This is a genomic window from Streptomyces sp. NPDC033174, from assembly GCF_055577795.1.
This window is the reverse complement of record NZ_JBVIPQ010000004.1, coordinates 28,437-50,022: the sequence shown is the minus strand read 5'-3', so window position 1 is coordinate 50,022 and position 21,586 is coordinate 28,437. Positions and strand designations below refer to the sequence as shown.

Genomic DNA, 21,586 nt, shown 5'->3' with positions numbered 1-21,586 from the left:
GGGCGGAGCCCGGGAGGAGGCCTGACGCGGCGTCCGGTGTGGAACCGGAGTCCGGGGTGCCCCGTCCCAGGGGCATGCAGAAGCAGCACAGCACCGCTCTCGCCGCCGTGGCGCTCCTGGCGCTCGTCACCGCCTGTGGAACGCAGTCCGGGTCCGGTTCGGGCGGGGGCGGTTCGGTCGCCCCCGATGTGCCCGTCACCGGTGTCCACTGGGTCGTCGACAGCGTGACGGTGGACGGCAGGAAGACCGCTGCCCCCGCCGGAGCCCATGTCGAGATCGACTCCAAGGGCGTGGCCAAGGGCACCACCGGCTGCAACCAGTTCCGTGCCGATGTCACCGTCGCGGGCGACACCCTGACGGTGAAGCCCGGCGAGACGACCGAGATCGGCTGCCCACCGGAGGTCCAGGCCTTCGAGTCCGCGCTGAACGGCGCCTTCTCCGGCACGCTCAAGGCGAAGCTCGACGCCGACAGGCTCACCCTGACGACGCGCGAGGGCGACACCATCGCCCTGACGTCGCAGCCGCCCGCGCCGCTCCACGGCACGACCTGGAAGGTCACCTCCCTCACCTCCGGCGACACCGCGACGTCCCTGCCGGCCGGCACGGAGGGCAAGGCGCACTTCGTCTTCGGCAAGGACGGCTCCGTCAGCGGCACCCTCGGCTGCAACCGCTTCAACACGACCGCCAAGGCGTCCGGCTCGACCCTCACCTTCGGCCGGGTCGTCACCACCCGGATGCTCTGCCCCGACCCGCAGATGGACCTGGAGAACGCCCTGCTCAAGGTGTTCGAGAGCAAGGCGACCTACCAGCTCCAGCACCGCGGTCTGTCCCTCACCGCCCCGAACGGCAAGGGACTCGCGGCGGTGGCGGAGGACGCCAAGCAGAAGTGACACGGGACGCGGCGGCGAGGCGCGAAGCCGGCGCCGGCCGCCGCGGCCGTGGTCCGCGCGCCGATCAGGCGGGGGCGGCGGGTGTCCGCGCGGCGATCGGGCGGGGGGATCCGCGCGGCGATCAGGCCGGGTACGGAAGCAGGCCCGCGTCCGTCTTCTCCCACGCGGCCTTGAGCGAGGCCAGCCGCTCCTTCTCGTAGGGCGCCCTGTCCGCCTGCTCGCGCTGGTCCTCGGCGAGATGGAAGAGCTGGTCCCTGCCCCCCTTCCCCCGGTAGTACTTCCAGTCGCCCCGGCGCAGCGCCCGCTCACCGCGCACCCGCCAGAACAGGTCGCGCTCGGGGACCTCGGCGCCCCGCAGCAGATGGCCGGCGAGGCTCGTGCCGTCGAGCGGGTAGGCGGGGTGGGGGCGGGCGCCGCCGAGCTCCAGCAGGGTCGCGGTCCAGTCCGGTGTGAACACCGGCAGGTCGCTGACCTGGCCGCCCTCGATCCGCGCGGGCCAGCGCAGGATCGCCGGGACGCGGATGCCGCCCTCCTGGAGGGAGGCCTTGTTGCCGGACAGGGGCCAGTTGTACGAGAAGCGCTCGCCGCCGTTGTCGCTGGCGAAGAAGACCAGGGTGTCGTTCTCCTGGCCGGACCGCTTCAGGGCCGCGAGGACCTCACCGATGGAGCGGTCCAGGTCCTCGACCATCTCCTTGTACTTCTCGATGGACCCGCCGTCCTGGTGCCACAGGGCCGAGCGGTCGCCGGCCTTGATCCGCCGCACGATCCCGGCGCTCTCCTCCGTGTCCCCGTCGGCGATCCACGGCCAGTGGGGGGTGGTGAAGTTGAGGTTCAGCAGCCAGGGCTTCTCGTGGTCCCGGCCGACGTACGCGCTCGCGCGCTCGGTGAGGATCCGGGTGTAGTACCGCAGGTCCTTGTACTCGGCGTCTCCCTCGTAGAGGTCGTACTCGCCCGCGAGTCCCAGCTTGGAGTAGTACTCCAGGGCCCCGCCGAAGTTGCCGAAGAACTCGTCCCAGCCGGAGCGGGTGGGGGAGTAGTCGGGCAGGTACCCGCAGTGCCACTTGCCGATCAGCGCGGTGGCGTACCCGGCGTCGCGGAGCAGCGAGGCGAGGGTGGGGTGGGTCGGCTCCAGGCCGACGGACCTGTCGGCGATGGGCTCGGCGAGCCCGCCCTTCGTACGGCCCGGGAAGCGGCCGGTGTAGAGGCTGAAGCGGGTCGGCGAGCAGGTCGCGGACCCGGAGTACGCGTCGGTGAACCGGACACCCTGGCGGGCGAGGCGGTCCAGGTGCGGGGTCCGTATGTGCGGCGAGCCGTACGAGGAGAGGTCGGCCCAGCCGAGGTCGTCGCCGAGGATGAAGAGGATGTTGGGGCGGCGCGCGTGCCGGCCGAGGGAACGGGCCGCGCGGAAGGGCCGCTCCTCTGCCTGCGCGGTGCCGCCCGTGCCGAGCGCTGCGGCGGCGGCACCGGCGCCGAGGACCCCGCCGAAGGCGCGACGGGACAAGGGGGAGAGGGGCTTTTGGGCGTGCGGGGGCATGGAGGCTCCGGGGGATGTACGCGTACGGCGGCGCGAGGCGCCGGTGCGCGGGGCTCAAGGGGATGGGGGCTCTCCGCCGCGCGGGGCACACCGCCACCGGCCCCTGGTCACCCGGTGCGAGGCAGGCGGGCAGGGGCAGCGGGCGTCACCGGCGCGGGCGCGCCGGGGCGGGCCGCCGGGGCGCACGACAGCGAGGGTTCACGGGGTGCGCCGCACCACGAAACCCACGGAACGGGGCGGGAGAGCGGGAGAAGCTAGGCGCAGCGACAGATGGCGCTCGCTACACGGACCAGGTCGACGTGTCGGCGCTCCACAAGCGTGACCGAGCGGTCACTGGCGGGCTGCATGATCCAGGAGCCTGAAGCAGAGCGGGTGACTTGTCAACGGCTTTCCGCAGGGTGGGCGGCCCCGCTCGCGGACCTGCCCGTTGCGAACTAGGTCACACCCTCCGAGCCCCTCGCGAGCGACCCCTCGTGACCCCTGACCAGTACGTTCGTACGAGATCCACAAGGGACGTAATGCCAGGTCAGCCGGGTGGCCAGTGCGCAGTGGCCCCTCGCGCGAGCCCTCTCGCCACCCGCGCTCCGTGGGGCCCTCCAAAGCGCCGCCCGCGCGCTCTGTCCACATCCCCAATTCGGACCAGTGGTCGATCTCGCCTACACTCGGTGGCGTGCCACGTGGTGACGGTCGACTCAATCACGATCTGCTTCCCGGCGAAAAGGGCCCCCAGGACGCTTGCGGCGTCTTCGGTGTCTGGGCTCCGGGTGAAGAGGTCGCAAAGCTCACGTACTTCGGGCTCTACGCCCTCCAACATCGGGGTCAGGAATCCGCGGGAATCGCGGTCAGCAACGGCTCCCAGATCCTCGTCTTCAAGGACATGGGCCTCGTGTCCCAGGTCTTCGACGAGACCTCTCTCGGTTCTCTCCAGGGTCATATCGCGGTCGGTCACGCCCGCTACTCGACCACCGGTGCCTCCGTGTGGGAGAACGCGCAGCCGACCTTCCGGGCAACCGCCCACGGTTCGATCGCGCTCGGCCACAACGGCAATCTGGTCAACACGGCGCAGCTCGCCGAGATGGTCGCCGGTCTCCCCAAGGAGAACGGCCGCTCCACTCAGGTGGCCGCCACCAATGACACCGATCTCGTCACCGCGCTCCTCGCGGGCCAGTACGACGACGACGGCAAGCCGCTGACCATCGAGGAGGCGGCCGCCAAGGTCCTTCCCGATGTCATGGGCGCCTTCTCCCTCGTCTTCATGGACGAGCACACCCTCTACGCCGCCCGCGACCCGCAGGGCATCCGCCCGCTGGTCCTCGGCCGGCTGGAGCGCGGCTGGGTGGTCGCCTCCGAGACCGCCGCCCTCGACATCTGCGGCGCCAGCTTCGTCCGCGAGGTGGAGCCGGGCGAGCTGATCGCGATCGACGAGAACGGTCTCCGTACTTCTCGATTCGCGGAAGCGAAGCCCAAGGGCTGTGTCTTCGAGTACGTCTACCTGGCGCGCCCCGACACCGACATCGCCGGCCGGAACGTCTATCTCTCCCGTGTGGAGATGGGGCGGAAACTGGCGAAGGAAGCCCCGGTCGAGGCGGACCTCGTCATAGCGACGCCGGAGTCCGGCACTCCCGCCGCGATCGGCTACGCCGAGGCGAGCGGCATCCCCTTCGGTGCCGGCCTGGTCAAGAACGCCTATGTGGGCCGGACCTTCATCCAGCCCTCGCAGACCATCCGCCAGCTGGGCATCCGGCTGAAGCTGAACCCGCTCAAGGACGTCATCAAGGGCAAGCGCCTGGTGGTCGTGGACGACTCGATCGTCCGCGGCAACACCCAGCGCGCCCTGGTCAAAATGCTCCGCGAGGCCGGCGCCGCCGAGATCCACATCCGGATCTCCTCGCCGCCGGTGAAGTGGCCCTGCTTCTTCGGCATCGACTTCGCCACCCGCGCGGAGCTGATCGCCAACGGCATGTCGATCGAGGAGATCGGCAAGTCCCTGGGCGCCGACTCGCTCTCGTACATCTCCCTCGACGGGATGATCGAGGCGACCACGATCCAGAAGCCGAACCTCTGCCGCGCCTGCTTCGACGGCGAGTACCCGATGGACCTCCCGGACCCCGAGCTGCTCGGTAAGCAGCTCCTGGAGTCCGAGCTTGCCGCCGGCCCGGCCGCCACGGCCGCCGCCGACGCGCTCCGTCGCCCGTAAGCCCCCGCAGTAACCGCAGTGACGACACGAAAGTTCTCAGCCATGCCCGAGACCACTGGTGCCAGCTACGCAAGCGCGGGCGTCGACATCGAAGCGGGCGACCGCGCCGTCGAGCTGATGAAGGAGTGGGTGAAGAAGACGCAGCGCCCCGAGGTCCTCGGCGGCCTCGGCGGGTTCGCCGGTCTCTTCGACGCCTCCGCCCTCAAGCGCTACGAGCGCCCGCTCCTGGCCTCCGCCACCGACGGCGTCGGTACGAAGGTCGACATCGCCAGCCAGATGGGCGTGTACGACACGATCGGCCACGACCTGGTCGCGATGGTCATGGACGACATCGTCGTCTGCGGCGCCGAGCCGCTCTTCATGACCGACTACATCTGCGTCGGCAAGGTCCACCCCGAGCGGGTCGCGGCCATCGTCAAGGGCATCGCCGAGGGCTGTGTCCTCGCCGGCTGCGCCCTGGTCGGCGGCGAGACCGCCGAGCACCCCGGGCTGCTGGGCCCCGACGACTTCGACGTCGCCGGCGCCGGCACGGGTGTCGTGGAGTACGACCGGCTGCTCGGCGCGGATCGTATCCGTACGGGTGACGCGGTGATCGCCATGGCGTCCTCCGGCCTTCACTCCAATGGGTACTCCCTGGTGCGGCATGTGGTCTTCGACCGGGCGGGGATGACCCTCGACCAGCGGGTCGACGAGCTCGGCCGCACGCTGGGCGAGGAGCTGCTGGAGCCCACCAAGATCTACTCGCTGGACTGCCTGGCGCTGACCCGGACCACCGATGTGCACGCCTTCAGCCACATCACCGGTGGCGGCCTGGCCGCCAACCTGGCCCGGGTTCTCCCGGACGGGCTGCACGCCACGGTCGACCGTTCCAGCTGGACCCCGGGCGCGATCTTCGACCTGGTCGGCAAGGCCGGTCAGGTGGAGCGCCTGGAGCTGGAGAAGACGCTGAACATGGGCGTCGGCATGATGGCCGTCGTCCCGGCCGACTCGGTCGACGTGGCGCTGACCACCCTCGCGGACCGGGGCGTGGACGCCTGGGTCGCGGGTGAGATCACCGAGCGCGGCGACCACACGACCGGCGCCACGATGGTCGGGGACTACGCGAGCTGAACAGCACAAAGCCCGGTCCGGGGAGGCCCCGGACCGGGTGAGTGCTGCTGCTGTTGTGCGTCAGTGCGAGGTCAAGCGCGTCAAGCGCCGCGACGCTGAGGCGACGGACCGGACTCTTCGTCCTCGTCCTCGTCATCGTTGTAGAGATCCGCGTACTGCGCGTACGGGTCGTCTTCCTCGTCGTCGTCCTCGAACGGCTCGCCATTCGGCGGCTGACTCGAAGTCGAAGCGCCCAGCTCATTGGCCAGACGCGACAGGTCAGTCCCGCCGCTGCTGTACTTCAGCTGGCGGGCGACCTTCGTCTGCTTGGCCTTTGCCCGGCCGCGCCCCATGGCTCGACCCCCTCGGTGACGGGGCTCGACGGCCCCAGAGTCTTGACACGCGTTCATGGTTCGGAACGGGCTCTCCGCAGAGGGACCGGTCCGTAGGGCTTCAACGGTACCTGCTTCCGCGGCCATACGGTACGCCGCCCGCATGACGCGCCCCGGTGCAGAACCCTCGAGGTGCCCTGTCCTCGCTGGTCAACCGCGATTTTAACCTCTTCTTGGCGGCCGACCCGCCGACCGTTCGTGAGTCTTGTCTCGCTCTTGGCGAACGCGTGGACGATCGCTCGGACGGACGTCCGTGTGATCCTCCAACTCACCGGCGGCGGGCCGGCCCTCCTGTCACGCCTGGTTCAGCGCGCTACTTCGCACGGGCGGCGCGAGCCTCCGCCATCCGCTGCTCGGCGATCCGGTCGGCCGCGGCGGCCGGCGGAATCCCGTCGGCCTTCGCACGTGCGAATATGGCGAGCGTGGTGTCGAAGATCTTCGCTGCCTTCGCCTTGCACCGGTCGAAGTCGAAGCCGTGCAGCTCGTCGGCGACCTGGATGACACCGCCCGCGTTGACGACGTAGTCGGGGGCGTAGACGATCCCGCGGTCCGCGACGTCCTTCTCGACACCCGGGTGCGCGAGCTGGTTGTTGGCCGCGCCGCAGACGATCTTGGCGGTCAGTACGGGCACGGTCTCGTCGTTGAGAGCACCGCCGAGCGCGCAGGGGGCGTAGACGTCCAGGCCCTCGACGCGGATCAGCTCGTCGGTGTTCGCGACCACGGTGACCTGGGGGTACTTGTCGGTGATCCGGCGCACCGACTCCTCGCGCACATCCGTGACGACGACCTCGGCGCCGTCCTCCAGGAGGTGCTCGACCAGGTAGTGACCGACCTTGCCGACACCCGCGACGCCGACCTTGCGGCCGCGCAGCGACGGGTCGCCCCAGGCGAACTGGGCCGAGGCCCTCATGCCCTGGAAGACGCCGAAGGCGGTGAGGACCGAGGAGTCCCCGGCGCCGCCGTTCTCGGGGGAACGGCCGGTGGTCCAGGCGTTCTCCCGGGCCACCACGTCCATGTCGGCCACATAGGTGCCGACGTCGCAGGCCGTGACGTACCGGCCGCCGAGGGAGGCCACGAACCGGCCGTAGGCGAGCAGCAGCTCCTCGGTCTTGATCAGCTCCGGGTCGCCGATGATCACGGCCTTGCCGCCGCCGTGGTCGAGGCCGGCCATGGCGTTCTTGTACGACATTCCCCGGGAGAGGTTCAGCGCGTCGGCGACGGCAGCTTCCTCGGAGGCGTAGGGGTAGAAGCGGGTACCGCCGAGGGCCGGGCCCAGGGCGGTGGAGTGGATGGCGATGACGGCCTTGAGGCCGGAGGCGCGGTCCTGGCAGAGCACGACTTGCTCGTGGCCACCCTGCTCCGAGTGGAACAAGGTGTGCAGTACGTCGACAGGAACGCCGGTCACATCGGTCACTGTGGTGACTCCCAAGTACGAGGCGGCGGTTGAACGCCCCTCCTGCGGGTGGGGGAAGGGCTCCGCGGCCCGTTTCGGGGCCGCTTCGGCAAGAGAGTAAGTCCTACGCGTGCGTAGATCCGACGCAGTGCTCAGGATCACCCCCTCCCGGAGTACCCGCATGGAAGGATTCGCGACATGCCCGCGGTGTCTTCGGTCCTCGTCCCGTACGCCTCCTATCTGCGCGTGTACGAACCGCTGGCGGCCTTTCCCGAGCCGGAGCGCGGTCACTGGGCCCGCTACGCCCGGCGTCCGGCCACTCCCACGGCCCAGGACGAACTCCGGCGCTCGCTGGCCGACCTGCTGCCGACCCCGCCGGTGGCGGTGCCGGTCCACGAGAGCGGGGACGCCTTCGTCGCCCTGGTGGACGGGGTGGTGTGCGTCTGTCCGTGGCGGACCCGGCTGCGCGGCTGGCTCGCCCTGGAGGAGCTGGGGCGGCAGCTGCCGGCGTCGCTTCTGGACGCGGTGCTTCCACCGGTGGTCCGGGGACAGGCGGAGGCGGACTACGAGCGCTGGCGGGACCGGAACCCGGACGCCCGGCCGTGGATCCGGACCTCGGTGTGGCAGGTGCCGGTGCGCTGGTTCGCGCTCTTCACCGACGAGGAGCGGGAGTACGTCCCCGCCCGGGGCCCGCAGGAGCCGCCGGTGCTGCGCTACCGCACGCCGATGGTCCAGGCGCGGCGCCGGCTGGCGCGGGGACTGCGGACGCTGCGCGAGACGACGGAGGAAGGCCCCCTGACCGAGGGCCTGGTGGACGTGGGGCGGTGGCTGGAGGAGTTCCACCCCCGCTCGCTGGTCGAACTCGACTACGGCGGCCTGGTGCACGCGCTGTCGGCACGGCAGCTGGAGGACGACCGGTCGGCGGCCGACGTGGCCGAGGGGATCGCGGCGCTGCGGGCCGGCGACGGCGAGGCGGCGAACGCGGCGTACGAACGGCTGATGGAACGGTGGCGGGCGATCCGCGACCGGCAGTTCGCCAACTGACCCCGCGCGGAAGGGGGAGAGGGCCCCTTCGCGCGCCGGTGTCGGGACGTAGGTCCCGATCCGGGCCTTTGACTCAAGGGTGACGGATCGCACTTACTGCACCCTTGCGCCCATCACCCACCCTCGTGCCAAAATAGGACAAGGAGTCCGGGGAGGGTTCCTTCCGTCCCAGTAGGGGCGGAATTGCTCAGCATTGCACTCTATGGGGGGTCTGACGACTCCTGATCGCTCTGTGACTGATCGTCACTGTGACGTGACTGTCCGCTATGGCATGGTCCATCGGCTTCCGCCGCTGATGAACACCTGAGAGGGCAATTCCATCGGTTTGGCCGACGTGGCTGGACAGATGGTGTAGTTGTAGTGCCGAGGACAAGCCGTTCGTCCTATAACCGACTCGGCTCGCGTCCGCCATTTCGGGCAACGCGGGTCAAGGTGCAGAATTTAGAGGAAAGAACCGAGAAGGTTCGGTTCTCCCGAGGAGGCCGCTCATGACCGCTCGCACCCCTGATGCCGAGCCGCTGCTGACCCCCGCTGAGGTTGCCACGATGTTCCGCGTGGACCCGAAGACGGTGACCCGTTGGGCGAAGGCGGGCAAGCTCACGTCCATCCGCACGCTTGGTGGACATCGCCGCTATCGCGAGGCAGAGGTCCGCGCACTGCTTGCGGGTATTCCGCAGCAGCGCAGCGAGGCCTGAACACCCCGATGAACCGGGCGTTTCCGGATCCCCCAATCCGGTCTGCCCGCCCCTAGCTCCAACGGCGGCTGCCTGCCCCAACAGGCCTTCGTCTTCGATCGCGCTGGACTCCGCCGGGTCCAGCGCGATCTTTTTTGTGCCCGGAGGAGCGGGCGGGAGCCTGGAGGGAGGGGTTCGGGGGAAGGCGGCGAAGGAGCCTTGGGAGCCGTGCAATTGCACATATTAAATTGGTCCGGTGTAGGGGAGAGGTAAGTGGGGGTGTTTCCGAAACTCGTTCGGTGACACCCGTCACACCGTCGAACTCTTGCCAGGTAACAGCCTGCCACCGTAAAGAAGGCGGCCAACACGCCGATGGTCAGGGGGTGGTGGGACTTCCGTCCGCGGCCGGGGGGTCGTCGGTGGAGTCGGGCGCGGGGGCGGGCGGGGGCTCCTCGGGGGCGTCCGAGGGGGAGCGCCGGGAGACCGGCTCGTCGGCTGTGGGGGGTAACTCCATGACGAGGCGCAGGAGGCGATGACAGACGGGGCAGTGGCGCGTGACATGTCCGTACCGGGACGCGGCCGCCAGATGGGCGCGCAGCAGCGCTCGGGTCTCGTGTCTGGCAGTGGACGCAGCGGCCATGCGCGTCACCTCCGGTGTGGGGCCCCCGATTCCCTGATGCAGGGGTACCGGTGGTTCCCGACGCGCGTCAATACGCGCGCACGACGAAGGCCCGCGCCTTTCGGCACGGGCCTTCGTTTTCTGCGGTCCTGACGGGATTTGAACCCGCGGCCTCCACCTTGACAGGGTGGCGAGCACTCCAAACTGCTCCACAGGACCAGGTTTCGCAGCTCGTACTTGCGCTTGGCTGCGAGAGAGACTGTACAGCAGGTCAGAGGGTCCGGTCGAACTCACTCCGGGCGATCATCGCGTCACGGAGCCGCTGCGTCGATCGCCTTCACGATCCGCTTGTCGGAGACGGGGTACGCCGTGCCCAGCGCGTGGGCGAAGTAGCTGACCCGCAGCTCCTCGATCATCCAGCGGATCTCGCGTACTTCCTGGGGCACCGGCCGCCCCTGGGGCAGCTGCTCCAGCAGCCAGGCGTACTCGTCCTGCATCTCGTGGACCTTCTCCATGCGTGTGGTGTCGCGCTGCGCCGCCGACGGCATCTGCTGGAGGCGGCGGTCCACGGCCACCAGGTAGCGCATGAGGTCCGGCAGCCGGCGCAGGCCGGTCTTCGTGACGAAGCCCGACGGCATGAGGGCCGCCAGCTGCTGCCGCACGTCCTGGACGTTGTTGACCAGGACGAGGCTGTTCGTGGCCTTCAAACGGCGCTCACAGGCCTGCCAGGCGGCCAGGATCTGCTGGACCTGCCCGACGGTCCGTACGGTCGTGTCGACGAGGTCGGCGCGGACCTTGTCGTACAGCTTCCGGAACGATTCCTCGTCCCAGGCCGGCCCTCCGTGGTCGCCGATCAGCTTGTCCGCCGCGGCGGTGGCGCAGTCGTCGAAGAGGGCCTGCACCGAGCCGTGCGGGTTGCGGGACAGGGCGAGCTTCTGCTGGTTGCTGAGCTTGTCCGAGGCGAACTTGGCCGGGTTCACCGGGATGTTGAGCATGATCAGCTTCCGGGTGCCCCGCCACATCGCCTGGGCCTGCTCCGCCTCGGTGTCGAAGAGGCGTACGGAGACGGTGTCACCGGCGTCCACGAGCGCCGGGAAGGCCTTCACCGGCTGGCCCGCGCGCCGGGTCTCGAAGACCTTCGTCAGTGTGCCGATCGTCCAGTCCGTGAGGCCCGTGCGCTCGATCGACTCCCCGCTCGGCCCCGCGGTCGCCGCGGCGGCCTGGGAGAGGGCCTGACGGGCCTTCGGGCGCAGCTGGAGCTTGAGGGCCTCCAGGTCCTTGTCCTCGGCGAGCTTCCGGCGGCGCTCGTCGACGATCCGGAAGGTGATCTTCAGATGGTCGGGGACGCGCGTCAGGTCGAAGTCCTCGGCGGTGACCGGGACGCCGACCATCCGCTGGAGCTCACGGGCCAGGGTCACCGTCAGGGTCTCCTGCAGGGGCACGGCCCTCTCCAGGAACTTGGACGCGTAGTTCGGCGCCGGGACGTAGTGGCGGCGTATCGGCTTCGGCAGCGAGCGGATCAGCTCGACCACGACTTCCTCGCGCAGGCCCGGGATCTGCCAGTCGAAGCCCTCGTCGGTGACCTGGTTCAGTACCTGGAGCGGCACGTGGACGGTGACACCGTCGGCGTCCGCGCCCGGCTCGAACTGGTACGTCACCTTGAACTTCAGCCGGCCCTGGCGCCAGGAGTCCGGATAGTCGTCCTTGGTGACCGCCCCGGCCTTCTCGTTGATGAGCATCTCGCGCTCGAAGTCCAGGAAGTCCGGTGCCTCGTGGCGCTTGTGCTTCCACCAGGAGTCGAAGTGCGCGCCGGACACGACGTGTTCGGGGACCCGCTGGTCGTAGAAGTCGAAGAGGGTCTCGTCGTCGACCAGGATGTCCCGGCGGCGGGCGCGGTGCTCCAGCTCCTCGACCTCGGTGAGGAGCTTGCGGTTGTCGGCGAAGAACTTGTGGTGCGTGCGCCAGTCGCCCTCGACCAGGGCGTTGCGGATGAACAGCTCGCGGGACGCCTCCGGGTCGATCCGGCCGAAGTTGACCTTGCGCTGGGCGACGATCGGCACGCCGTACAGAGTGACCTTCTCGTACGCCATCACCGCAGCCTGGTCCTTCTCCCAGTGCGGCTCGCTGTAGGTGCGCTTGATCAGATGCTGGGCGAGCGGCTCGACCCACTCGGGCTCGATCCTGGCGTTGACCCGCGCCCACAGCCGCGAGGTCTCCACCAGCTCGGCGGACATGAGGAACCGCGGCGGCTTCTTGAAGAGCGCCGAGCCGGGGAAGACCGCGAACTTGGCGCTGCGGGCGCCCAGATACTCGTTCTTCGTGCCTTCCTTGACGTCCTTCATGCCGATGTGGGACAGCAGTCCGGCGAGCAGCGAGACATGGACGGACTGCTCGGGGGCGTCGTCCTCGTTGAGATGGATGCCCATCGTCTTGGCGACGGTGCGCAGCTGGCTGTAGATGTCCTGCCACTCGCGGATGCGCAGGAAGTTCAGGTACTCCTGCTTGCACATCCGGCGGAAGGCCGAGGAGCCGCGCTCCTTCTGCTGCTCACGGATGTAGCGCCAGAGATTCAGATAGGCCAGGAAGTCGGACGTCTCGTCCTTGAAGCGCGCGTGCTGCTGGTCGGCCTGCGCCTGCTTCTCGGCCGGCCGCTCGCGCGGGTCCTGGATGGAGAGCGCGGCGGCGATCACCATCACCTCGCGCACGCAGCCGTTCTTGTCGGCCTCCAGGACCATCCGGGCCAGACGCGGGTCGACCGGGAGCTGGGCCAGCTTGCGGCCCATGTCCGTCAGCCGCTTCTTCGGATCCTTCTGCGCCGGGTCGAGCGCGCCGAGCTCCTGGAGGAGCTGCACGCCGTCGCGGATGTTGCGGTGGTCCGGCGGGTCGATGAAGGGGAACTTCTCGATGTCGCCGAGGCCCGCCGCGGTCATCTGGAGGATGACGGAGGCGAGGTTGGTGCGCAGGATCTCGGCGTCGGTGAACTCGGGGCGGGCGAGGAAGTCGTCCTCGTCGTACAGCCGGACGCAGATGCCGTCCGACGTACGGCCGCAGCGGCCCTTGCGCTGGTTGGCGCTGGCCTGGCTGATCCGCTCGATGGGGAGGCGCTGGACCTTGGTGCGGTGGCTGTAGCGGGAGATGCGGGCCGTGCCCGGATCGATCACGTACTTGATGCCGGGGACGGTCAGGGACGTCTCGGCCACATTCGTCGCGAGCACGATCCGGCGCCCCGAGTGGGCCTGGAAGACGCGGTGCTGCTCGGCGTGCGAGAGCCGGGCGTAGAGGGGGAGCACCTCGGTGTTCCGGAGCTTCTTCTTCAGCAGCGCGTCGGCGGTGTCACGGATCTCCCGCTCGCCGGAGAGGAAGACCAGGATGTCGCCCGGGCCCTCCGACTGGAGCTCGTCGACGGCGTCGCAGATCGCGGTGATCTGGTCGCGGTCGGACTCCTCGGAGTCCTCTTCCAGGAGGGGCCGGTAGCGGACCTCGACCGGGTACGTACGGCCCGAGACCTCGACGATCGGGGCGTCGCCGAAGTGGCGGGAGAACCGCTCCGGGTCGATGGTCGCGGAGGTGATGACGACCTTGAGGTCCGGGCGCTTCGGCAGCAGCTGGGCCAGATAGCCGAGCAGGAAGTCGATGTTGAGGGACCGCTCGTGGGCCTCGTCGATGATGATCGTGTCGTAGGCGCGCAGCTCGCGGTCCGTCTGGATCTCGGCGAGCAGGATGCCGTCCGTCATCAGCTTGACGAAGGTCGCGTCCTGGTTGACCTGGTCGGTGAACCGGACCTTCCAGCCGACCGCCTCGCCCAGCGGGGTGTTCAGCTCGTCGGCGACGCGCTCGGCGACCGTGCGGGCCGCGATACGGCGGGGCTGCGTGTGGCCGATCATGCCGCGCACGCCCCGGCCGAGCTCCATACAGATCTTCGGGATCTGCGTCGTCTTGCCGGACCCGGTCTCACCGGCGACGATCACGACCTGGTGGTCCCGTATCGCCTCCAGGATCACGTCCTTCTTCTGGCTGACCGGGAGCTGCGCGGGATACGTGATCTCGGGTACGCGGGAGGCGCGCCGGTCGATCCGCTCCTTGGCCTTGCCGGCCTCGGCGGCGATCTCGTCCAGCACGGCGTCGCGGGCTTCGGGCTTACGGATGCGGCGGGCGCCTTCGAGACGGCGGCCGAGCCTGTGCGCGTCCCGCAGCGAGACCTCGGCCAGCAGGGTCTGGAGAGCGGCGAAGGAAGTAGACATACGGCCTCCAGGATCGCACCCGGGAAGAGAGGGTGGCGAACCGATTTCCGACGGGGCAGTCGGCTGCGCCGCCGCCGCGCGGGGTTTCGCCGTCGCGCAGGCGTCGACACGTACCATTTCGGGCGGACGCGGCCCCTCACCGCGATCACCGTACGGACAGGAGAGCCCGCCCCGATGCCCCGCTTCAGCTGTCGCGCCGGCCGCGTTCCGGCCGCGCTGGTGGCTCTGCTGGTGGCCCTGCTGGCGGGGGTGCTGGTGTGCGGCGGCGGTATTCCTGTGGGCGGCGGCGCGCCGAGCACGAAGGCCGTGGGCCACGGGGCGGACGCCGGTGACCCGGCCGCGAAGTCCGTGACCCCCGCGCCCGCCGTCGTGGTGGGCGATCCGGGGCCGCCCGGCTGCGGGGACCGCACGCCCCACGCGGGCGGGGCCGTGCCCGCGACTCCACCCCGGTCCGGCGCCTTCGGGCAGCTGCTGCCCGCGCTCTACGACGCGCACGGCGCCCATGGCATCCGGGGCGCCGGCACCGATGTCCGGCATCTGTCCCCCGGACGGGCGCCCCCGGCGCTCGTACCGCTCTCTCCCGAGGACCTCTCGATCCTGCGCGTGTAGGCCGGCGCCCGAGCCACCCCCACCCTCGCCGGTCCCTTTCATCCCTTTGCGCACCATGCGCGCCCAGGAGCTTCGCCATGCCCCTTCCCCTGTCCCCCGCCACCTCCAAGCCGCTGCTCATCGGCGCCGGTGTCGCCGTCGCCGCCGTACTGCTCGGTGTCGCCTCGTACACCGCGACCCGGCCGGAGGACCTCGCGTCCGCCGGCTCCGGCCCCGCCACCGTCGTCTCCGCCGACCCGCAGGCGGGGGTCTATCCGGAGCTGACGAAGCTCGCCCGCCGCGACGCGTCCGACGCGCTGGCGCGCGGCCGGGCGGACGCGCCCGTCGTCCTGATCGAGTACGCCGACTTCAAGTGCGGCTACTGCGGACAGTTCGCCCGCGAGACCGAGCCGGAGCTGATCAAGAAGTACGTGGACAAGGGCACCCTGCGCATCGAATGGCGCAACTTCCCGATCTTCGGCGAGGAATCGGAGGCGGCCGCGCGGGCCTCGTGGGCGGCCGGGCAGCAGGGCCGGTTCTGGGAGTTCCACAAGGCCGCGTACGCCGAGGGCGCCAAGCAGAAGGGCTTCGGTACGGACCGGCTCAGGGCCCTCGCGCGGGAGGCGGGCGTCGCCGATCTCGACCGCTTCACCCGCGACCTCGACACGGAGGGGGCGAGGAACGCAGTGAAGCGCGACCAGGACGAGGGGTACGGCCTCGGCGCCACCTCCACGCCGTCCTTCCTGATCAACGGGCGGCCGATCGCGGGCGCCCAGTCCATGGAGACCTTCACCGGTGCCATCGAGGCAGCGAGGAAGACGGCCCCCGCCGCTTCCCCGACCGGCTCCGCCCCCGCTTCCTCCGCCCCCGCTTCCTCCGCCCCCGCGACCGGGGGTCGGCAGTGACCACCGACGCCGGCTATATGGCCGCCTTCCTCGGCGGCCTCCTGGCCCTGCTCAGCCCCTGCAGCGCGCTGCTGCTCCCGGCGTTCTTCGCGTACTCCGTCGACAGCCCCACCCGGCTGCTCGCCCGGACCGGAATCTTCTACGCCGGGCTGGCCACCACCCTCGTGCCGCTCGGCGCCGCCGGGTCCCTCGCCGGGCGGCTCTTCTACGGCCACCGTGACCTGCTCGTGGCCCTCGGCGGCTGGCTGATCATCGTCCTGGGCGTGCTCCAGATCCTCGGCATGGGCTTCGCCTCCCGTCGTATCGCCGAGGCGAGCGGCCGGATCCGCCCGACGACCGCCCTCTCGGTCCACGCCCTCGGTGTGGTCTACGGCCTGGCCGGATTCTGTGCCGGGCCGATCCTGGGCAGCGTGCTGACGGTGGCCGCGCTCGGCGGAAGCCCGGTGTACGGCGGACTGCTCCTCGCCGTCTACGCCCTGGGGATGGCCGTCCCGCTCTTCGTCCTCGCGCTGCTCTGGGAGCGGTACGACCTGGGGCGCCGGCGCTGGCTGCGGGGACGTCCGGTGCGGCTCGGCCGGTTCGAGCTGCATACGACATCGCTGCTGTCCGGCGTCTTCTTCGTCGGGATCGGCACGCTGTTCCTGGCCTTCGACGGCACGACGGCCCTGCCGGGGCTGCTGTCGGTGGACGATTCGTTCGCCGTGGAGGAGCGGGTGTCGGTGCTCGGCCGCGCGGTCCCGGACTGGGCCCTGCTGATGATGGTGCTCGGGGTCGTCGCCGTCGTCCTGGCGGTCCGGGGGTGGCGCCGCCGGGAGGAGCGGGTGTGACACGACGAAGGCCCCGTCCAGAGGACGGGGCCTTCGAGTGGTGGCTGGGGCCGGGGTCGAACCGGCGACCTATCGCTTTTCAGGCGATCGCTCGTACCAACTGAGCTACCCAGCCTGGGGTATCCCCGACTCGAAGAGTCAGAGGACGCGATCTACGAGAGATCGCAGCGGTCCTGACGGGATTTGAACCCGCGGCCTCCACCTTGACAGGGTGGCGAGCACTCCAAACTGCTCCACAGGACCAAGCTTATGTGCGAGCACTAGTCTCGCACACGGTAAAGCGTGCCCCCAACGGGATTCGAACCCGTGCTACCGCCTTGAAAGGGCGGCGTCCTGGGCCACTAGACGATGAGGGCTAAGGGCCCACCTGGGCGCTTCGCAGCGCGTCGGGGACGTGAGAAGCATATGGGATGCGGGGAGCTATCGCCAAAACGGTTTCCGTCCCTAGGGCGCCCGGGCCTGGAGCACCTCCGGGACATGGCGGCTGACCTCGGCCGTCGTCAGCCCCAGACCGCCGAGCGTGACCTCGTCCCAGGCCTGGATCCGGCGGGTGGTCCGGTCCAGGTACAGGACGGACGCGCGGACCTTCTCCGGCTTCTCGTTCTGCACCGCGCGCAGCCCGCCGCCGCCCGTCGAGCCCTCGACGCGCAGCCGGGTGCCCCGGGGCAGGACGATGTTCTCGCGGTGGTGCAGATGGCCGGCCAGGGCCAGCGGAACCTCGCCGTCCGTCTCGCGGGCCGCGGCCGGGTCGTGGGCGACGGCGATGTCGACGGGGGTGCCGGCCCGCTTCTGGCCGCGCAGGGCGGCGGCGAGGCGGACGCCGGCCGCGTGCTCCGCGTCCACGCCCGGGACGCTCACCGAGCGGTCAGGGGTGAACTGCGGATCGCCCATGCCCGCGATCCTGATGCCCGCGATGGTGACCGCCGAGCCCTCGTCGAGGACGTAGGCGTTCTTCAGCTGGGACACGTACTCCTGGGTGACCTGGGAGTCGTGGTTGCCGCGCACCCAGACATAGGGCGCCCCGAGGTCGGGGATCGAGTCGAGGAAGCCGTTCTCGGCGGCGCTGCCGTGGTCCATGGTGTCGCCGGAGTCGATGATCACGTCGATGTCGTACTGCTCCACGAGGCTGGCGATGATCCGCCAGGCCGCCGGGTTGAGATGGATGTCGGAGACGTGCAGGACGCGCATCGTGCCGGGGTCAGGCTGGTAGGTGGGCAGCGTCGAGGTGGCGTCGTAGAGCTTGGTGACGTTGGTGACGAGCCGCGCCAACTCCTGCTGGTAGACGTCGAACTCGGTGACGATCGAGCGGGCGTTGCCGACCACGGAGGGGGCTGAGGAGAGCAGGCCGGAGAAGCGGGGCTCCAGGACGGACTTCGGGCTCCAGGTGGCGTACGTGCCGACGCCGCAGGCGGCGAGCAGCGCGATCGAGAGACCGCCGGCGGCGAGGGCGCGCCGGGGGCGGCGGTAGACGGCCAGGGCGAGCGCGGTGGAGCCGCAGACGACGGCGACCGCCGACCGCACGACCAGGTCGCGGGTGCCGTCGGCGACGTCCTGGGCGATCTCCTCCTGGAGGCCGGAGATGCGTTCGGGGTGCTCGACCAGGGCTTGGGCGCGGACCGGGTCGAGCCGGTCGACCCCGACGTCGAGGCGGAGCGGTGAGGTGTGGGAGTCGAGGTCGAGGGCGCCGAGGGGTGGGACGTCGATCCGGGTGCCGCCGGTGAGGGAGGGCTTCAGGGCCATCCGGGTGTCCACGGGGCCGACGGGCGTGCGTACGGCTCCGATGCTGTCGACGGTCAGCAGCCCGAGCCAGGCGCCGAGCAGGACGACACCGATCAGGCCGAGGGCGCGGCGCAGGGGCGAGGGCGTGACGAGGAGGTCTCGGGCCATTGGCGCCGTATGCCCGGGAAGGTGCGGGTCCATGCTCCGTCCTTGCCCCGGCGTGGGCCTGTGTTAACTGCGTGACAATGGGGGCGTGCTGGAGATGACACGCGAGGAGTTCGAGGAACTGGTCGCCGAGGCGCTGGACAGGATCCCGCCGGAGCTGACACGGCTGATGGACAACGTCGCGGTGTTCGTGGAGGACGAGCCGTCTCCCGAGGACCCGGAACTGCTTGGGCTGTACGAGGGAACGCCGCTGACGGATCGCGGCGAGTGGTACGCCGGTGTGCTGCCCGACCGGATCACGATCTACCGGGGCCCGACGCTGCGGATGTGCGAGTCGCGCGAGGACGTGGTGGAGGAGACCGAGGTCACGGTGGTGCACGAGATCGCCCACCACTTCGGCATCGACGACGAGCGGCTGCACGCGCTCGGGTACGGCTGAGTCCCGGGGAGGGCGGCACGGGCCGGGGCGGCCCCGCGGGCGTGTCCCCAGCGGTGCGGAGGGAGTTGGGCAGGGGGACTCCGCGTTCCCGAAGCCCAAGATCCCTGCCGTCCGTGCCCTGGAGGTGCCGCTCGTGCGCCAGTTGCCCGTCCCCGTCAGATGGGCCGTCACCGCACTCGCGGTCGCGGCCTCCGCAAGCGGCCTGAGCGGTTGTATGAGTGTGGGCGACGACGGCGCGACGCCGGCGCCCGTCAAGTCGGCCGAGCGCCGGGGTGCGGCGGCCGAGCCGGACGGCGGGGGCGTGGCGCCCGGCGGCAGGCACGGCCGTACCGGTCACGGCCCCGCGGGTGCGGCGGGCAAGGACGGCGAGAGCGGGAGCGAGGGCGCGGACGGCGGCTCCACCGCCTCACCGGGCCCCGGCGGGTCCGTGGCGCCGTCCGTGAATCCCCCGATCGGCGGGAGGCCGGACGGGGAGCAGCAGCCCCCAGGGGACCCGGAGCCGGGTGGGGGAGACCCGACGCCGCCGACCGAGGAGCCGGTCACACCGACGCCCACCCCGCCGGTGGAGGAGCCGCCTCCGAGCCCGACGCCGGAGCCGACCCCGAAGCCGTCCGACCCGCCGTCCGCGTCGCCCGCCGCGGAGACCCACATGGGGGCGATGAGGGCGGCGGACGGGCAGGGGACGCGGTCCGAGCCGGAGGCATCACCGCAGGTCGGGCCGGTGTGACGAACCCCGGTTTGCCATAGGCGGGGGAGGGTGCGTATGGTGGTAGATCGTTTGATCCCATTTGCCCGGCGCCGACACAGAAGAGCGCCGTGTGGCGCGTACTCTCCCTTGCCGTGGCTGACCGCATTGAGGCGGTCTTTTGCGAAACACACGGAGTTGACGGGCGCGTGCCGAGACTCCGGAAGGTTTCGCATTTCGCATGTCCATTTTCAGTTCTGACCACGCCGTCCTGCCCGAGAACAACGACGAGTCGGTTGTCGTCGAGACCGCCGTCGTCGAGGCCCCCGAGGCCGTCGTCGACGCCCCTGAGGTTCCCGAGGCCGTAGAGGCCGCCGAGACCGAAGAGTCCTCCGAGCCGACCGTCACCTTCGCCGACCTCGGCCTTCCCGAGGGCGTCGTGCGCAAGCTCGCGCAGAACGGTGTGACCACGCCCTTCCCGATCCAGGCCGCGACCATCCCGGACGCCCTGGCCGGCAAGGACATCCTCGGCCGAGGCCGCACCGGCTCCGGCAAGACCCTCTCGTTCGGTCTGCCGACCCTGGCCTCGCTGGCCGGCGGCGTCACCGAGAAGAAGAAGCCCCGCGCGGTCATCCTCACCCCGACCCGTGAGCTCGCGATGCAGGTCGCGGACGCCCTCCAGCCCTACGGCGACGTCCTCGGCCTGAAGATCAAGGTCGTCTGCGGCGGTACGTCCATGGGCAACCAGATCTACGCCCTGGAGCGCGGCGTCGACGTCCTCGTCGCCACCCCCGGCCGACTGCGCGACATCATCAACCGCGGCGCCTGCTCGCTCGCGAACGTCCAGGTCGCGGTCCTCGACGAGGCCGACCAGATGTCCGACCTGGGCTTCCTGCCCGAGGTCACCGAGCTGTTCGACCAGATTCCGGTCGGCGGCCAGCGCATGCTCTTCTCCGCGACCATGGAGAACGAGATCGGCACGCTGGTCAAGCGCTACCTGAACAACCCCGTCACGCACGAGGTCGACAGCGCCCAGGGCAACGTCACGACCATGACGCACCACGTCCTCGTCGTGAAGCCGAAGGACAAGGCGCCGGTCACGGCCGCCATCGCCGCCCGCAAGGGCCGCACGATCATCTTCGTCCGCACCCAGCTGGGCGCCGACCGCATCGCCGAGCAGCTCGTCGAGGCGGGCGTGAAGGCGGACGCGCTGCACGGCGGCATGACGCAGGGCGCCCGTACCCGCGTGCTGGCCGACTTCAAGGACGGCTACGTCAACGCGCTGGTCGCCACCGACGTCGCCGCCCGCGGTATCCACGTCGACGGCATCGACCTGGTCCTGAACGTGGACCCGGCCGGTGACCACAAGGACTACCTGCACCGCTCGGGCCGTACCGCCCGCGCCGGCCGCTCCGGCGTGGTCGTCTCACTGGCCCTGCCGCACCAGCGCCGCCAGATCTTCCGTCTGATGGAGGACGCGGGCGTCGACGCCTCGCGTCACATCGTCGGCGGTGCCGGTGCCTTCGACCCGGAGGTCGCCGAGATCACCGGCGCCCGGTCGCTGACCGAGGTCCAGGCCGACTCCGCGAACAACGCCGCCAAGCAGGCCGAGCGCGAGGTCGTCGACCTCACCAAGCAGCTGGAGCGCGTCCAGCGCCGCGCCGCCGAGCTGCGCGAGGAGGCCGACCGCCTGGTGGCCCGCGCCGCCCGTGAGCGCGGTGAGGACCCGGAGACCGCGGTCGCCGAGGTGACCGAGGCCGCCGAGGCCGAGGTCGCGAAGGCCGTCGCGGCCGCCGCGACGCCGGAGCCGGTCCGCGAGTCCCGCGAGGAGCGCCCGGCGTTCCGCGACGACCGTGGCAACTACGAGCGCCGTGACCGTGGTGGCGACCGTGGGGACCGTGGCGGCTTCCGTCGCGACGACCGTCCCTCGGGCGGCTTCCGCCGTGACAACGACCGTCCGTCCGGTGGTTTCCGCCGTGACGACCGTCCGTCGGGTGGCTTCAACCGTGACGACCGTGGTGGCCGTTCCTTCGAGCGTCGTGACAACGACCGTCCGTCCGGTGGCTTCCGTCGTGACGACCGTCCCTCGGGTGGTTTCCGCCGTGACGACCGTCCGTCGGGTGGCTTCAACCGTGACGACCGTGGTGGCCGTTCCTTCGAGCGTCGTGACAACGACCGTCCGTCC

18 protein-coding genes and 4 tRNA genes are annotated in these 21,586 nt (G+C 70.5%); 11 read left to right on the top strand and 11 right to left on the bottom strand.

Features of this window, described 5'->3' with window-relative positions:
• The first annotated feature begins 74 nt into the window (after window positions 1-74).
• On the top strand, window positions 75-890 hold the full coding sequence (locus ACZ5VC_RS13700) for an META domain-containing protein (protein ID WP_469120796.1): 816 nt from the start codon (window positions 75-77) through the stop codon (window positions 888-890).
• Between the two features lie 121 nt (window positions 891-1,011).
• Here ACZ5VC_RS13700 and ACZ5VC_RS13695 read toward each other — a convergent pair whose 3' ends face one another.
• Both ACZ5VC_RS13695 and ACZ5VC_RS13690 read right to left on the bottom strand, forming a co-directional pair.
• Window positions 1,012-2,424: a sulfatase family protein gene (locus ACZ5VC_RS13695; RefSeq protein WP_469120260.1), complete on the bottom strand. Its 1,413-nt coding sequence runs from the start codon at window positions 2,422-2,424 to the stop codon at window positions 1,012-1,014.
• A 254-nt stretch (window positions 2,425-2,678) separates the two neighbouring features.
• The gene (locus tag ACZ5VC_RS13690) at window positions 2,679-2,771 is read right to left on the bottom strand and encodes a putative leader peptide (RefSeq protein ID WP_468708741.1); all 93 of its coding nucleotides are present in this window, start codon (window positions 2,769-2,771) and stop codon (window positions 2,679-2,681) included.
• Between the two features lie 323 nt (window positions 2,772-3,094).
• Here ACZ5VC_RS13690 and purF point away from each other — a divergent pair, with 323 nt between their 5' ends.
• Window positions 3,095-4,621, top strand: coding sequence for an amidophosphoribosyltransferase (gene purF, locus ACZ5VC_RS13685; protein WP_468708740.1), 1,527 nt, complete (start codon window positions 3,095-3,097; stop codon window positions 4,619-4,621).
• 42 nt (window positions 4,622-4,663) lie between these two features.
• On the top strand, window positions 4,664-5,731 hold the full coding sequence (gene purM / locus ACZ5VC_RS13680) for a phosphoribosylformylglycinamidine cyclo-ligase (RefSeq protein ID WP_469120259.1): 1,068 nt from the start codon (window positions 4,664-4,666) through the stop codon (window positions 5,729-5,731).
• 80 nt (window positions 5,732-5,811) lie between these two features.
• On the opposite strand, the gene ACZ5VC_RS13675 is transcribed toward purM, so the two are convergent.
• Together ACZ5VC_RS13675 and ACZ5VC_RS13670 are read right to left on the bottom strand one after the other, a co-directional pair.
• Window positions 5,812-6,063, bottom strand: coding sequence for a DUF3073 domain-containing protein (locus tag ACZ5VC_RS13675; protein WP_469120258.1), 252 nt, complete (start codon window positions 6,061-6,063; stop codon window positions 5,812-5,814).
• A 352-nt stretch (window positions 6,064-6,415) separates the two neighbouring features.
• Window positions 6,416-7,516 carry a Leu/Phe/Val dehydrogenase gene (locus ACZ5VC_RS13670; protein ID WP_469120257.1) on the bottom strand — a complete coding sequence of 367 codons (1,101 nt, stop codon included), beginning with the start codon at window positions 7,514-7,516 and terminating at the stop codon, window positions 6,416-6,418.
• Window positions 7,517-7,693: 177 nt separating this feature from the next.
• Between ACZ5VC_RS13670 and ACZ5VC_RS13665 the strand changes: the two genes are divergently transcribed.
• Both ACZ5VC_RS13665 and bldC read left to right on the top strand, forming a co-directional pair.
• Window positions 7,694-8,539 carry a DUF8083 family protein gene (locus ACZ5VC_RS13665; protein ID WP_469120256.1) on the top strand — a complete coding sequence of 282 codons (846 nt, stop codon included), beginning with the start codon at window positions 7,694-7,696 and terminating at the stop codon, window positions 8,537-8,539.
• 488 nt (window positions 8,540-9,027) lie between these two features.
• Window positions 9,028-9,234, top strand: coding sequence for a developmental transcriptional regulator BldC (gene bldC / locus ACZ5VC_RS13660; RefSeq protein ID WP_003949541.1), 207 nt, complete (start codon window positions 9,028-9,030; stop codon window positions 9,232-9,234).
• A 355-nt stretch (window positions 9,235-9,589) separates the two neighbouring features.
• Here the strand turns inward: bldC and ACZ5VC_RS13655 are convergent, their stop codons facing one another.
• The 3 genes from ACZ5VC_RS13655 to hrpA form a co-directional block, all read right to left on the bottom strand.
• A complete protein-coding gene (locus ACZ5VC_RS13655) occupies window positions 9,590-9,853 on the bottom strand; it encodes a DUF6274 family protein (protein ID WP_469120255.1) in 264 nt (87 codons plus the stop codon).
• Window positions 9,854-9,976: 123 nt separating this feature from the next.
• A tRNA-Asp gene (locus tag ACZ5VC_RS13650) sits at window positions 9,977-10,051 on the bottom strand.
• Between the two features lie 92 nt (window positions 10,052-10,143).
• Window positions 10,144-14,073, bottom strand: coding sequence for an ATP-dependent RNA helicase HrpA (gene hrpA / locus ACZ5VC_RS13645; protein ID WP_469120254.1), 3,930 nt, complete (start codon window positions 14,071-14,073; stop codon window positions 10,144-10,146).
• Between the two features lie 174 nt (window positions 14,074-14,247).
• Between hrpA and ACZ5VC_RS13640 the strand changes: the two genes are divergently transcribed.
• From ACZ5VC_RS13640 to ACZ5VC_RS13630, 3 genes are all read left to right on the top strand, one after another.
• Window positions 14,248-14,682, top strand: a complete 435-nt coding sequence (locus ACZ5VC_RS13640; RefSeq protein WP_469120253.1) for a hypothetical protein — start codon at window positions 14,248-14,250, stop codon at window positions 14,680-14,682.
• Between the two features lie 77 nt (window positions 14,683-14,759).
• Complete coding sequence (locus ACZ5VC_RS13635) at window positions 14,760-15,566, top strand: DsbA family protein (RefSeq protein WP_469120252.1); 807 nt, start codon at window positions 14,760-14,762, stop codon at window positions 15,564-15,566.
• Entirely contained in the window at window positions 15,563-16,393 is an 831-nt protein-coding gene (locus ACZ5VC_RS13630; protein WP_469120251.1) for a cytochrome c biogenesis CcdA family protein, read from the top strand. The genes ACZ5VC_RS13635 and ACZ5VC_RS13630 overlap by 4 nt, the downstream gene beginning before the upstream one ends.
• Before the next feature lie 38 nt (window positions 16,394-16,431).
• Here ACZ5VC_RS13630 and ACZ5VC_RS13625 read toward each other — a convergent pair.
• The 4 genes from ACZ5VC_RS13625 to ACZ5VC_RS13610 form a co-directional block, all read right to left on the bottom strand.
• Window positions 16,432-16,508: transfer RNA gene (locus ACZ5VC_RS13625), tRNA-Phe, on the bottom strand.
• Window positions 16,509-16,561: 53 nt separating this feature from the next.
• Window positions 16,562-16,636: transfer RNA gene (locus ACZ5VC_RS13620), tRNA-Asp, on the bottom strand.
• 40 nt (window positions 16,637-16,676) lie between these two features.
• Window positions 16,677-16,749: transfer RNA gene (locus tag ACZ5VC_RS13615), tRNA-Glu, on the bottom strand.
• A gap of 88 nt (window positions 16,750-16,837) precedes the next feature.
• A complete protein-coding gene (locus tag ACZ5VC_RS13610) occupies window positions 16,838-18,280 on the bottom strand; it encodes a metallophosphoesterase family protein (RefSeq protein ID WP_469120250.1) in 1,443 nt (480 codons plus the stop codon).
• Window positions 18,281-18,365: 85 nt separating this feature from the next.
• Here ACZ5VC_RS13610 and ACZ5VC_RS13605 point away from each other — a divergent pair, with 85 nt between their 5' ends.
• From ACZ5VC_RS13605 to ACZ5VC_RS13595, 3 genes are all read left to right on the top strand, one after another.
• The gene (locus tag ACZ5VC_RS13605; RefSeq protein ID WP_468708724.1) at window positions 18,366-18,716 is read left to right on the top strand and encodes a metallopeptidase family protein; all 351 of its coding nucleotides are present in this window, start codon (window positions 18,366-18,368) and stop codon (window positions 18,714-18,716) included.
• Between the two features lie 133 nt (window positions 18,717-18,849).
• Window positions 18,850-19,443 carry a hypothetical protein gene (locus tag ACZ5VC_RS13600; RefSeq protein WP_469120249.1) on the top strand — a complete coding sequence of 198 codons (594 nt, stop codon included), beginning with the start codon at window positions 18,850-18,852 and terminating at the stop codon, window positions 19,441-19,443.
• A 199-nt stretch (window positions 19,444-19,642) separates the two neighbouring features.
• A partial coding sequence (locus ACZ5VC_RS13595; RefSeq protein WP_469120248.1) for a DEAD/DEAH box helicase occupies window positions 19,643-21,586 on the top strand: 1,944 nt, incomplete at its 3' end.

Bases quoted from the DNA above. Each gene is read 5' to 3' on its own strand.
- purM (WP_469120259.1), top strand. From the start codon at position 4,664: ATGCCCGAGACCACTGGTGCCAGCTACGCAAGCGCGGGCGTCGACATC.
- ACZ5VC_RS13690 (WP_468708741.1), bottom strand. From the start codon at position 2,771: ATGCAGCCCGCCAGTGACCGCTCGGTCACGCTTGTGGAGCGCCGACAC.
- ACZ5VC_RS13665 (WP_469120256.1), top strand. From the start codon at position 7,694: ATGCCCGCGGTGTCTTCGGTCCTCGTCCCGTACGCCTCCTATCTGCGC.
- ACZ5VC_RS13700 (WP_469120796.1), top strand. From the start codon at position 75: ATGCAGAAGCAGCACAGCACCGCTCTCGCCGCCGTGGCGCTCCTGGCG.
- ACZ5VC_RS13635 (WP_469120252.1), top strand. From the start codon at position 14,760: ATGCCCCTTCCCCTGTCCCCCGCCACCTCCAAGCCGCTGCTCATCGGC.
- ACZ5VC_RS13640 (WP_469120253.1), top strand. From the start codon at position 14,248: ATGCCCCGCTTCAGCTGTCGCGCCGGCCGCGTTCCGGCCGCGCTGGTG.
- ACZ5VC_RS13695 (WP_469120260.1), bottom strand. From the start codon at position 2,424: ATGCCCCCGCACGCCCAAAAGCCCCTCTCCCCCTTGTCCCGTCGCGCC.
- ACZ5VC_RS13675 (WP_469120258.1), bottom strand. From the start codon at position 6,063: ATGGGGCGCGGCCGGGCAAAGGCCAAGCAGACGAAGGTCGCCCGCCAG.
- ACZ5VC_RS13610 (WP_469120250.1), bottom strand. From the start codon at position 18,280: ATGGCCCGAGACCTCCTCGTCACGCCCTCGCCCCTGCGCCGCGCCCTC.
- bldC (WP_003949541.1), top strand. From the start codon at position 9,028: ATGACCGCTCGCACCCCTGATGCCGAGCCGCTGCTGACCCCCGCTGAG.
- ACZ5VC_RS13655 (WP_469120255.1), bottom strand. From the start codon at position 9,853: ATGGCCGCTGCGTCCACTGCCAGACACGAGACCCGAGCGCTGCTGCGC.
- hrpA (WP_469120254.1), bottom strand. From the start codon at position 14,073: ATGTCTACTTCCTTCGCCGCTCTCCAGACCCTGCTGGCCGAGGTCTCG.